General features: G+C 39.4%; 11 protein-coding genes. 1 reads left to right on the forward strand and 10 read right to left on the reverse strand.

Annotation, left to right across the window (positions count from 1 at the left end):
• Positions 1-2: 2 nt before the first annotated feature.
• From LQ216_RS08395 to LQ216_RS08440, 10 genes are all read right to left on the reverse strand, one after another.
• A complete protein-coding gene (locus tag LQ216_RS08395) occupies positions 3-2,066 on the reverse strand; it encodes a BglG family transcription antiterminator (protein ID WP_230128778.1) in 2,064 nt (687 codons plus the stop codon).
• Positions 2,067-2,540: 474 nt separating this feature from the next.
• Positions 2,541-3,725 carry a PLP-dependent aminotransferase family protein gene (locus LQ216_RS08400; protein WP_230128779.1) on the reverse strand — a complete coding sequence of 395 codons (1,185 nt, stop codon included), beginning with the start codon at positions 3,723-3,725 and terminating at the stop codon, positions 2,541-2,543.
• Between the two features lie 115 nt (positions 3,726-3,840).
• Positions 3,841-4,674 carry an ABC transporter ATP-binding protein gene (locus tag LQ216_RS08405; RefSeq protein ID WP_230128782.1) on the reverse strand — a complete coding sequence of 278 codons (834 nt, stop codon included), beginning with the start codon at positions 4,672-4,674 and terminating at the stop codon, positions 3,841-3,843.
• Positions 4,664-5,461, reverse strand: coding sequence for an ABC transporter permease (locus tag LQ216_RS08410; protein ID WP_230128784.1), 798 nt, complete (start codon positions 5,459-5,461; stop codon positions 4,664-4,666). Before LQ216_RS08410 ends, LQ216_RS08405 begins: the two co-directional genes overlap by 11 nt.
• Before the next feature lie 119 nt (positions 5,462-5,580).
• Positions 5,581-6,564, reverse strand: a complete 984-nt coding sequence (locus tag LQ216_RS08415) for an ABC transporter substrate-binding protein (RefSeq protein ID WP_230128786.1) — start codon at positions 6,562-6,564, stop codon at positions 5,581-5,583.
• A 27-nt stretch (positions 6,565-6,591) separates the two neighbouring features.
• Entirely contained in the window at positions 6,592-7,689 is a 1,098-nt protein-coding gene (locus LQ216_RS08420) for an iron-containing alcohol dehydrogenase family protein (protein WP_230128788.1), read from the reverse strand.
• A 391-nt stretch (positions 7,690-8,080) separates the two neighbouring features.
• On the reverse strand, positions 8,081-8,791 hold the full coding sequence (locus LQ216_RS08425; protein WP_230128790.1) for a SprT family zinc-dependent metalloprotease: 711 nt from the start codon (positions 8,789-8,791) through the stop codon (positions 8,081-8,083).
• Positions 8,792-8,963: 172 nt separating this feature from the next.
• Entirely contained in the window at positions 8,964-9,491 is a 528-nt protein-coding gene (locus LQ216_RS08430) for a DUF1456 family protein (RefSeq protein ID WP_230128792.1), read from the reverse strand.
• Between the two features lie 67 nt (positions 9,492-9,558).
• Entirely contained in the window at positions 9,559-11,019 is a 1,461-nt protein-coding gene (locus tag LQ216_RS08435; protein ID WP_230128832.1) for a protein adenylyltransferase SelO, read from the reverse strand.
• Between the two features lie 403 nt (positions 11,020-11,422).
• A complete protein-coding gene (locus LQ216_RS08440) occupies positions 11,423-12,400 on the reverse strand; it encodes a hypothetical protein (RefSeq protein ID WP_230128794.1) in 978 nt (325 codons plus the stop codon).
• 357 nt (positions 12,401-12,757) lie between these two features.
• On the opposite strand from LQ216_RS08440, the gene LQ216_RS08445 reads away from it, so the two are divergent.
• A partial coding sequence (locus tag LQ216_RS08445) for a transposase (RefSeq protein ID WP_230128795.1) occupies positions 12,758-12,862 on the forward strand: 105 nt, incomplete at its 3' end.

Consider the following 12,862-nt stretch of genomic DNA (forward strand, 5'->3'; position numbering starts at 1 on the left):
TATTAATCTTTGGAATATGCATTAATGATTTCATGGACTTCCTCAATGGATACAGCATTAATCAATTTATTTCGTTCATTCTCCGAACCAGATAGATTCATTAATTGCATCAATGCATGAATATGTTGGTGTTTATCTACTGCCGAAATCGTTATGATCAAATTAATCTTGTAATCGCTTGTATATCGGACGCCTTCTTTTACGACTAATAAACTCATCCCGACTTCATTTGCTCCATCATCTGGAGCTGCATGGGGAATAGCGATATTCGGTCCAATCACAATGTAAGGATCCTTTTCACAATATCGAATCATTGCATCCACATATTCGGGTTTTATTTTACCGCTTCTGATTAGCGGTTCGGCGCTTATTCGAATGGCCTCTTCCCAAGAATCAACCGAATCTTTCAACATGATATTTTCCGGGATAATCAGTTCGTCCAAATTCAAGTCCATGGAATAATCGTTGTGTTCCACCACGGTGGCATAATTTTCTTTATGGAAGTATTTCTCCATTTCTCTGACAAGAGCGTTTTCATCTTGGATAGTTGCATGTTTTCTAACGATGTTTAAAACGTTTTTTATATCAATTTCATTTGGAATATATTCGTGAACTGCCGACATTACTTGTTTTCTTAGTTGTTGCTTTTCTTCACGCCCGAGAAAGGCTTTGGTCACAAATAGTCTTTTTTCTGTTTCCAGGAATATTGGTGCAAACACAACATCATATTCAAGCGGGTAATGCAGAAATTCACGGACCGATAAGAAATCCAGGAAAACAAACTCTGGAAATAATTCTCTTAACTCGTTGAACATTAATCTTGAAACAGATACACCCTGCGGACAAACAACAATGGCTTTCACTTTTTTTTCGATACTTTCACCTTGCCGTTTCATCCAGCCCCCTATTAACATTGTAATAAAGGCGGTTTCGTTCTCAGGGATATCAGTACCAATTAGCTCTTTAAGCGGTCCAATGGAACGTTTCACAAGATGCTGCAATTCTCTAAATTCTTTACTCAGAGGAGTTTGAAATATAACTGTTTCAGTTAACTGATATTTGATTCGATAATAGGCCGGTTTTATATGCTGCAGGAGCTTATCCAATAACTGATCCCGGTCCTGCAAGTAAATACATGCACTCTTCTCAAATTGCCGGAGCATATTATCGATTGCAGGGACAAGATTAGGAACGCTTTCATCGTTCTCGGTATCAGTTGAAAAAACATTCGTCGTTAAGAGGTGCAACGTGATAAACAAACGTTCAGTAAGCGGGACATTTTTAGCGTCATACAGAATTTCTTCTGTTGCTTTGTATTCTTTCGTATCCGATAGTTCCTCGTATTTAATGGAAAATGAATGGATGATCTTTCCTTGTTCAATTCTTCGATTGATTAATATAAGGATGTATGGCATCGCCTTCAATTTTTCATCTGTGAATTTTAGATTTAATTTTCCCTCTACCTTTTCGATTCTTCCAGTAAATTCATGAACTTGCTCGCTAAAAATACCCGATAATTTTTGCAATCTGCTTTCGCCATTATTCATTCGTAAAACATGATTTGTAATTTCCATGAGCAGCTTGCGAATTTGAAATTCTTTTCCCTCTAATAAATAACCATGTTTTCTTGAATATCGAATCGTTAAGTTATACGTGTCCAAATAGCTTTGTGCTTGTTTTAAGTCATTAAGGATTGTATTTTTACTAACACTCAATTCAAAAACGAAATGATTGAGCGACAATTCCTCTTTGGAACTTAATAACATCAATATGATGAGGTAAACCCGTTGCTCCTCGGTAAGGATTGTCATATCAGCAGTGGCTAGAATCCGTTCATGATTGCCGCCAAGCTTCGCTATGACAGACTGAGCGATTACAAATTGTCCTTTTCTTGTTCTTTCGATTACAGGAAGTTTATTGATCCTAAGCCAATCATTTATTTTGTCTATACTATAGCCAAGTTGTCGACGAGTAAGAGTGTACTTTTTCTCTAATTCAATGCTGGTAATGCCAGGATTACTCGTCAATTGATCCAAAATTTCATTGTGTCGATCGCTTAGCATCATGGCTTCCTCCTTCTTGTTTGTATTGTAACACCAATATTCAGATAATTGGATACGCTTTCATCCCAATTTTATGTTTAAACTATGTACATAATTGTGATTTACATAGAAAATCATATCTAATGTGCACTATATCTGCAAAAATGTACATATGCAAATTGACGTTTGCCCTTGCCATTAGCTGTTTATTTTTCATGCTACGTGCTAACCAGTTTTCCTGGGCACAGAATCAGAAAAAGTAATAATCCCTGTTCCTGTGGTTCGCCTTATTATGGAAAAAACAGGATACACAATAGTTAGTCAGTTTTTCAATAAGAGCCAGAGGCATGACAACCCAAATTAGCAGAATTCCAGTTTGAGCCCTTCATACCTTAATCCTCAATAAAAAACAGACGGTCAGCAAGATCTTATCGATTCTTGTTACCGTCTGTTTTGCAATAAGCAAAGATTTAATTGTCTGATCTTTCGTAAAGTTCATTACATATACATAAGCTGTCCTAGCCTTCGAATTCCCTCGATGATTTCTTTCTCATCGGCATAACTGAACGAGAGCCGGAGAAACTCGGTCCCATCCTGTTGATTCAGGAAAAAGTATTTCCCTGGAACATACGAAACCCCCTCAGCTAGAGCCTGTGATAATAAATCCGACGTATCGACGCCGGGAATTCTCACCCATACAAAGTAACCGCCATCTGGTACATACCATGAAACCGATTCAGGAAGAAATTGTTCCAGTGAACGGATTAACGCAGCACATTTAGCCCGATACACATTTTTTAGAAGGTCGAGCCGTTTCTCAAGATCGGTGTTTTCTAAGTATACAGCCATGGTACTTTGAGCAAATGGATGATCTAAATCTTTTTTAAACCATGCTAAAGCATTGATGAATTCGCTTTCTGCTGCTATCCATCCAATCCGCATTCCTGGCGCCACTACCTTGGATAATGAACCAACGTGAAGGACTCGTCCGCGTTTATCAAAAGATTTTATTGGCAGCGGGTTTTTACCGAAGGATAATTCTCCATATGCATCATCCTCTAGAATGAGGAAATCAAACTTGTCGGCAAGCTCCAATAAATGCTTCCGGCGCTCTGTTGGCATAGTCGTCCCAGTTGGATTTTGAAATGTTGGGATGGTATATAGAAAACGTGGGAGGCTGAGACCTGTACGTTTCCTTTCATCCAGCATTTCTTCTAATCGGTTTGTTTGGAGTCCCTGTTCATCTATAGGAATACTAATAATCTGCTTCGTATAGTTTTGGAAAATCTCTAAAGCCTCCATATAGGTGGGAGATTCTACCGCTACGACCGCTTCATCATCAAGGAGAATACGAGCAATGAGATCAATCGCCTGGCAAGCTCCCGATGTAATCAAAAGCTGTTCTTCCAAAACGCTAATTCCACGCTCTGCCAATCTTTTCTGGATTTGCTGCTTTAGTTCTGCAATTCGGGGACTCCCGAGATAATGGAGCGGCAAATCCTGCTCCTCATCAAGAAGTTTGGCTACTGCTCCCTTTATATCCGCAGCAGGAACGAGAGCAGGATCCGGATAGCCTGAACTCAATCGAATACAATCATCTGGAAGATCTGGCATCCATGCACCGGGCGGATCATTCTTAAGAGCCTCTTTACTGTTTTCCGTAAAAAAAGATTCAACCTTCACTTTGACCATACACCTTTCTGTCAATCGAACCTTGATTTGATTCCCGCAATTTTGCAGATAGCTGCTTATTATATGAGGCAAATCAAAATTTCTGCAGATAATCATCAATCTATTGTTAAATTGATTTTAAACTTTCTTCTCTGATGAGAGACAACAATTCCTCTTTATATTTTGTGAATTCCGGAGTCCCTTTTACACTGAACTCTCTTGGCCGCTCCAACGCAATCGGAACTTTTTTCTTTAAACGTCCGGGTCTTGCGGTCATCAAATAAACAGAATCTGCCAGAAAGATGGATTCATCTACATCGTGTGTGATAAAAAGAATCGTTTTTTTAGACTCTTCCCATGCCTTTAACAATACTTCCTGCATGATGTTCCTTGTTTGAGCATCCAATGCGCCAAACGGTTCATCCATTAATAGAATCTTAGGATCGTTGGCTAGGGCACGAGCGATCGCCACTCGTTGTTTCATGCCGCCCGATAATTGGATCGGATAATGTTTTTCAAAGTCTTCCAAGCCAATCAATTGCAGATAATGCCTTGCTACATCATCCCGTTCTTTTTGAGATACACCTTTTAATTTCAAACCGAAAATAATATTTTCCTTTACGGTTAACCATGGAAATAACGTATACGATTGAAACACCATGCCTCGATCAGGCCCTGGACCATTGATGACCTGGCCATCCAGCAGCACTTGTCCTGAAGTGGCTTCTTCCAAGCCCGCAACAATTCGAAGAACCGTTGATTTCCCGCATCCAGAAGGTCCTAAGATCGTTACAAACTCTCCTTCGTTTATCGTAAAGGAGGTTTTTTCCAATGCAGTTGTCTCACCACTTTTTGTTTTGAAAACCTTTCCGACGTCCTTAATTTCTAACTTTGGAGTACCCGTTTGAGGGGTATTTATTGCCTCACTTTTTGCTGCGGGTGTGACCATCTTATAAACCATCCTTTCTCATCCATGAAAACGAAGCTCGATAAATGGCTTTAAAGACCATATCTGTCAAGAGTCCCAATAAACCGATGGTGATAATGCCGACAATGATTTTATCTGGCTGCAAGAAACGAGAGGCCTGCATGATCATATAACCTAAACCACTTGAAGCTCCGACAATTTCGGCAACCACTAAATACGTCCAAGCCCAGCCGAATGTAATGCGAAGCGTATCGACAATTCCCGGTAATGACGCAGGCAGAATCACTTTCGTAAATACTTGAAGCCTTTTCGCGCCTAATGTATAGGACACCTCAATTAACTCATTTTGGACGTTTTTCGTTACATCCATGACCATGAGGGTCAGCTGGAAGAAGGTCCCTAGAAAAATAACGCTCATTTTCTCTGCTTCTCCAAGACCTATCCATAAAATTAATAATGGAATAAAGGCTGATGCAGGCATATAGCGAATAAATCCGATAATCGGTTCAAATGCACCTTCCATGATTTTTAACGAGCCCATCAAAATTCCTAACGGGATTCCAATAATTGCAGCAGCCAGAAATCCGACCAGCACCCTTGAAAAACTAATGCCGATATCGGAAAGAAGATCTCCATGGAATAGTAATTCAACAGCCGTTGTTAATACTGCAGTCGGCGTCGGTAAAAATAACGGATTCACGATTCCGCCATAGCTTAGCAATGACCAAATGGCTAAAAATAAAATAAACGTAAATAATCCTGCTGAGGTATAAAGCCTTTTTGGTATTTCTTTATTAGGAGTAAACAATTCGGCCAGCATTAACATCACCCAATTCTATCAATCTTTTAAAAGAGCCTAACATATGAGGAATAATACCATGTCATATGTTAGGCTCTAAAATTAATCACCAAGGTTAAAACATACAAAACCAATCTCTATTATTGGAAGCTTGGGTTTATAATGTCTTCCACTTTCGGTTCTTTTTTAATGATATCTTGCTCTTTGTAAAATTTAATTGCAGAATCTGTTGATTGATAGATCGATCCTTTGTTGCTTTCTGAGCCAAATAATTGTTCGTTATCCTCTTTTGTATAAAACTTCAAGCCCTCTTCGGTTGCGACGAATTCTTTTGTATCAATTTTAAGACCTTTTGCCATGATTTCATCCGCTTCTTCTTTATTCTCTTTCCAATAGTCCATCGCTTCACCCATTGCCTTTACAAATGCTTTCACATCATCTGGGCGCTTCTTTATAACGTCTTCTTTAAAGCTAACAGTATCGACAATAATTCCAGATAAATCTTTCGTCGTTAATAAAACTTTTCCGTTTGCTTGTGACCCCTTCGATAACCAAGGCTCCCATGTCACGGCTGCATCTACTTTGCCGGCAGCAAATGCTGCACCAGCATCACCCGCAGACATTTGGACAACTTCCACGTCTTTTTCCGTTAAGCCACCTTGCTTTAACGCAGTGAGCGCAAGCATATGGCTAGTTGAACCAACTTCAAATGCCATTGTTTTTCCTTTTAAGTCTTTGATATCTTTAATTCCATTTTTCACTAGAATTCCATCGCCACCATTAGAATCATCCAGAACCCAGACAACATTGACTGGAATATCAGAGGCTGCCAAAGTTACTTGAACATCCAGAGCCGTAGCCATTCCATCAATTTTCCCGCTGGCTAAAGCTTGTTTACGCTCTGCTAATCCTTCTACAATGGAAAGGTCGACATCAATGCCATTTTTTTCGAAAAACCCTTTTTCTTTTGCTAAAAATAACGGTCCATACCCTGTCCATGTAGGCAAGGTCACTTTCAAAGGCTCGGACGACTTTTTTGTGCTGCCAGATGATTGTTCTTTTCCACAAGCAGCCAATGCAAAAAGTAACAAAAAGGAACACAACATAATTAACCACTTTTTCACGGATATTTCCCCCTATTTATATATGTATTAATTAACTAGTAACATTTCATGCCCAATTTTATCAGCCTGACTTACTGCCGATATGACCATATTGGGTGTAACATCAAATGGCATATTCGCCATATCTTCAATGGTCACGGTAATATCCCCTAGTTGCTTCCATTGATCATCCGTTAAGCCCTTGATCCCCATTTGTTTTAATGTATAAGGCAGGCCGACTTCTTGGTAATACCGAATGACCGTTTTCACTTCTTCATCACCCGCACCTTCCATACATAGCTGGGCTAGTATCCCAAAGGCGACAATTTCGCCGTGATAGGTTTGGTGAACTTCAGGAAAGATCGTTAAACCTGAGTATATAGCATGTGCAGCCGCAGTCCGACAATCATCGCCGCCATAGCCGCTCACGCTTCCGCTTACTAAAATAACCGCATCAACGATATCCTCAAATTCTCTTGTTAATTTTTGAGTTTCTATAGAGGTGACGGCTTCTTTCCCCATTTGAAGTAATGTTTGATATAACTGGCTCGCGATCGCAATCGCGGTCTGGTTCACGACAGTAGGTACGGCTTTTTTTATCGAGGAATTCGTTTCAAACCATTTTGCCAATGTATCGCCAATGCCCGCAATTAAATAACGAACAGGAGCATGCAAGATAATATTTGAATCCACTAACACTAAATCAGGAGCTTTCGAATCTCGGCTAATCTCAAGAAATTCACCTTCATCATTGTATAGAATGCAAATCGGTGTAGCCGCCGCACAGGTAGAAGCAATGGTCGGAATCGCCACAAGTGGTTTATTAATGCGATATGCTAAAGCTTTAACGGTATCAATAGCCTTGCCCCCGCCAGTCGCTATGAGCACATCAAAGCTGCAGGAATGTAATTGTTCTACAAGACTATCAATATTGGTTGTAGAGGATTCACCACCGTACCAAAGAGATTGTTTCAAAGTAAGACCTTGCTCTGACAAACTCTTCCTTACATGCCCTTCTACGATTTCTCGACTTGTATTTCCTCCGATAAGTACTGCAGTCTTTCCGAATTTCTCTATGTATAAACCCACTTCGGACAATAATCCCGCTGCTCTAACATATTGAGCTGGGCCAACTGTTACCTTCAAACACAATCCCCCTTTCCGGTTCATGCATAAATATTGATACTATTTTTTAATATAATTCTTAGTCTTTTTTATGTCAATATTATTTGAATATTTCGATACATTATCCTTATACTATTATTCCCTAATCATATTTGCTATTTTTCTTTATTAAGATATATTCCAATTTTCCAATTTAGGTTTATGACGGACAAAAAAAGGTGCCTGACCCCACGTGCGTTAATAAGTTAGCGTACGTGGGGTCAGGCAGAATACCTCAAACAAGAATCATCTTTCAACTATAGAAAAAGAATCCGTTATTGGGGCTGTTTACAAAGTGGGAAAGGAGCGCAGCCTTCTTTCGTTCTTTTGTTTTTTGTCTATTTTTAGCAAGGGTTGCAATGGTGCCTACTTGCTAAACAGTCATTTTCCAACTTGATAAGGCTAACCAGTTTTCCTGTTCCTCATAATCGGGTATTATTTTTCCAACAAGGCGCCAAAACGATCGATCATGATTCAGGTGGACCATATGGCACATTTCGTGAACGACTACGTAGTCGATCACCTTCTGTGGCGCCATTGCCAACTTCCAATTAAATGTTAATTGCAGCTTTGAATCACAGGTGCCCCAGGTTCTGGTACTATCAGTAATACGGATAGAACGTGGTTTGACTTTAAAGTTGCTTTGATTGCACTGAATACTCCTCTCTACTAGCGCTTTACACTGCTGATAATAAAATCGTTTTAAGGCTTGTCTTATTTTTTCATCCTCAAGTTGTTTCACATATATATGTAACGTATCCCCTTCAAACACTACATGGTCTTTCTTGATATTTATATCTCGAGAAATCTGTATGGGATATGTGTTTCCTAAATAAAGAAAGCTCTCAGCATGATCAGCATAGACCCTCTCCTTTGGCCCAAGCGTTCTGTCTTTCATTTCTTTTGATTTTTGCTGAATCCATTCCCATTTTTCCTCTAATAATTGAAGCACGCGTTCATTTGATGTCCCATTGGGAGCCTGAACTTCAACATTTCCATAAAGATCTATATGAATACCCATGGATTTGCGCTTTTTGTATTTTATTTCAAAACTAATTGTCTCACCTGCGTATATATGTATCATTTAATCACCTAGAGTATCCATTAAAGTTAGTTTCATGAATTGTGACGATGCCTGGTTTCAAAACTACAATTGATAAAATCAGTATATGAAAAAATTAGAGCAGGAAATAATTCCTGCTCTGATCGTTATACCATTCAATACAATTGTTTAGTTCAATTGCTTTGATGACCCCTTAACCCCTATATTTTATAGCTAATCCTTTTAAGAAATTTCTGGCGTATCTATCTCCGCACTCTTTATAATTCTTATGGCCTTCTTTTCTTAATAGAGCGCTTAATTCTCCTTTTGTAACAGTGACTCCTGCTTCTTCTAATATCTCAAGCATATCCTCGCTTGTTAATGCTAGTGCAATTTTCAATTTCTTTAGAAGGATATTATTTATACTTTCATTATTCTTTACAGACAGTGCTGGTCTATCAGACTGTCCTGGTTTTGGATCTTGTTTTCCTCTTTTAAAAATGATTAAGCCATTTAAAAATGACTCTAACTTCATATTATTGATTTTTATATTTTCCTCATTTTCCGCTATATCACTATCATTTTCTGCTTCATCATGGAAATTGTCATTTGATTTTGTGAGCATCTTTAGCACGTCTTCTTTTGTTACTTCAATGCCGCCTAGTTTAAATATCTCTACCACATCTTTATTTTTTATATCTAGTGCATATCTTAATCTAATTAATATATCATTATTTTCCATCTATAAACCTCCAATAACATTACCTCATTGGTTGAGAAAGCAGATAAAACCATCCCTAGCTTGCATATTATGTTCCGCAATAGGTTCGGTAAGGACGGGTGGATGGCTCAGGCAGTGTGGCGTATTCAGCCTGTTCGTTAGAGTGGGCGTAAGGGCTTGAAAGAACTTCGAGAAGCCTTTCCATCACGCTGTAGTCTCCTTGTTCCTCTGCGGCTTTCAGTGCTGCTTCTACCCGGTGGTTTCGAGGGATTACTGCCGGATTGCTGTTCCGCATCAACTCCTGTGAGGATGCTTTCGTTTCCTCCTGCCTGCCTAATCTTGCTTGCCACTCTTCATGCCACTTGGCAAATTCCGGGCTAGCAAACAGGTCCGTACCTTCTGTATTGCCAATGGTCAATGACCGGAAGGTATTGGTATAGTCGGCCCGATGCTTCTTCATCATATCTAGAAGATCATTAATAAGGGCTTCATCCTGTGTTTCTTCATTAAACAATCCCAGTTTAGCTCTCATTCCGGCAAGCCAATGTTGTTGATACAGCTTTGGATATTCTGAAATCGGCTCCTGGGCCAGCTTGAGAGCCTCTTCCTGATCTTCATGCAGCAGCGGAATGAGGGATTCAGCAAACCGCGCAAGATTCCACCCTCCAATGCCCGGCTGGTTGCCATAGGCATAGCGGCCTTGCGTATCAATCGAACTGAATACCGTAGCCGGGTCATATTCATCCATAAAGGCGCAAGGACCATAATCGATGGTTTCTCCGCTAATGGTCATGTTGTCGGTGTTCATGACCCCGTGGATAAAGCCAACCAGCTGCCATTTGGCAATCAATGCTGCCTGACGCTTGATCACTTCTTGAAGCAGCGAAAGATACCGGTTTTCGCCTGCCTCAATATCCGGGTAATGTCGGTTTAGTGCATAGTCAGCCAAGATTCGCAGTTCCTCAACCGTGGCCCCTGCTGCAGCATACTGAAAAGTGCCGACCCGCAGATGGCTCGAAGCTACACGTGTCAGAATGGCGCCAGGTAGGTGGGTTTCACGGATTACTGCCTCGCCGGTGGTCACCACCGCCAGGCTACGGGTCGTAGGAATGCCAAGCGCATGCATGGCTTCACTGATGATATATTCGCGAAGCATCGGGCCAATAGCCGCTCGGCCATCGCCTCCGCGGGAATATGGCGTCCGTCCCGGACCCTTGAGCTGAATATCAAACCGTTCATCTTCAGGAGTAATTTGTTCACCGAGCAACACTGCCCGCCCATCACCCAACATAGTAAAATTCCCAAATTGATGGCCCGCATAAGCCTGGGCAAGCGGGGAAGCACCTTCAGGAATCTTGTTACCGGCAAACACCGACAGGCCATCTTCACCTTGTAAAGCCTCAGCATTCAGTCCCAATGAAATCGCGAGCGGTTCATTAAGAATGACCAACTTCGGGAACTCTACTGGATCTGGAGAATGGCTTGTGTAAAAAGTCTCGGGCAGACGGGTATAACTATTGTCAAAGTTCCATCCTGTTTCTTTTGTCATGGTATCTCCCTTTCCTCTTTTGTCTTTCTGTATCCTAATTTTACTTATACATAAATCAAAAATCCCTATGCCTTCTTTATTATATCTTAGTTGTCTGCTTTCCATATCAGCACTAGCGCTTTTTAATGTCTACTTCTGCCAATTTATTATACCCCTTTCCGCACAATGATGGCCCCCTTTAAATGTTTGTAAATAAAGAAAAACAGGAAACCTTAAAGGTTCCTGCTTCATATACTTAACTGTATTACAGTCCATCCTTATTTAATCATTCGTTCCACTCTTAATATAATGATAAAGCTTACTATCAATGCTTTGTTCCATGACCATGTTCATGCGAAAAACTTGATTCAAGATAAATAAGTTAACTTTCTAATTCAGGGGATTCTATCCATAACTTAAACTTTCATTTCCTATGTTCATATGCATAATCTATATAAGGACTTATTTGGCCTAAATTTTCTACCCACTCCAACCTGATATATGCCTCATGTGGATATTTCTCTTCCTCATATTTTTTTCTGTCAAATCTCTTTCCCAGTAAATCATCTATTTGTTTTTGTATTTCCAACCCCGTTTTTTGTTCTTTACGGCCAATGTGTAGTATTAAACATCTTTGTCTTGCCGTGGTCAAAGTAGCAAATTTAGTAAATCCTTTTCTTCTATATCCTATACCGTCTGACGTACCCGCATCTTCTATATCAAATAGGGGGTTTGTCATAATATAAGAGTCTACTTGCTTTGCTAACTTTCTAGCGCTATCTATTTCAAATCTTAAAAAGAAATACTCTTTTGATCTTTGTCGATCACCGAGCCCGTTAATTATACAGAACTCCTCAAATTGAGTAAGTAAAAATAAAGTAATTTGATCGTTACGTTCTTTAAAATGTTGTTGCTGTTTTTTTAGGAACTGTCGAACTTCTTCCCAAGAAATAATAATGGGGTCTTCCAAAAAGATTTGCTCATCTGCAAAGTTTCTATTGTGACCTTCAAGTTGCGCGTCAACCAAGTAAGAGTTAAAACCAATCTTATTCTCAATTAACAAAGAAACCTCGTTGGATAATATCGCTGCATCCGGTATATTATAGTTCTTTACACTCCCGATTCTAACCTCCCTATTCTCTGAAATTCCAATTACCGCAGCATAAGGTGTTACTTTGTCCAACTTGCCGTTTAGTTGGTACCTATAGTTGAAATCCCTGCTTTCAAGGAATGGAAAACCTAAATACTTCATAAATTCTAAAGTTAAATTATTAGAAGAATGCTGTAATACATTTAACAGGGCTTTTGTTACATTGTTTTCGATTTGCAAGATATTAGTACCTTCATCCTTATTCCTTGTTTGACCTCTATAATAATGAAAAATATTTTGGTATATTGACATCTTTGACTCTCCTTATCGAATTATAGATAATACCTTTATTTTCCATTATAACAAAGAAGGTTACTAAATGATTTCCAGGCTTTTACACAACTTATATTCCCACAGACACTAGGATTAATTCCCGGTTATTGTTCATTCATTACTAAATACCTTAATCCAATAATCTTATTAGTTTATAAATATTAATATCTTTTCATCTTCCAAGTTATTGTTAACAAACAAGTTGTCATAAATCATTCCAGCCATCTGTTATTTGCCTAAACGCTATTCAACTGCTGTCTGGAACGGCTACACTTATCTAGACAGAAAATTTAAGGTCAAGTAGACTACTAATACAATAGTTGAGGAGAATCTACGATGACTAAAAGAGAACGAAGAACGTTTTCAGAAGAATTTAAAAATCAAATGGTGCAGCTGTATCAGAATGGGAAGCCAAGAAAGGATATTATTCGTGAGTACGAT

The sequence above is a fragment of the Bacillus sp. CECT 9360 genome, assembly GCF_918741275.1.
Taxonomy (GTDB): domain Bacteria; phylum Bacillota; class Bacilli; order Bacillales; family DSM-1321; genus Peribacillus.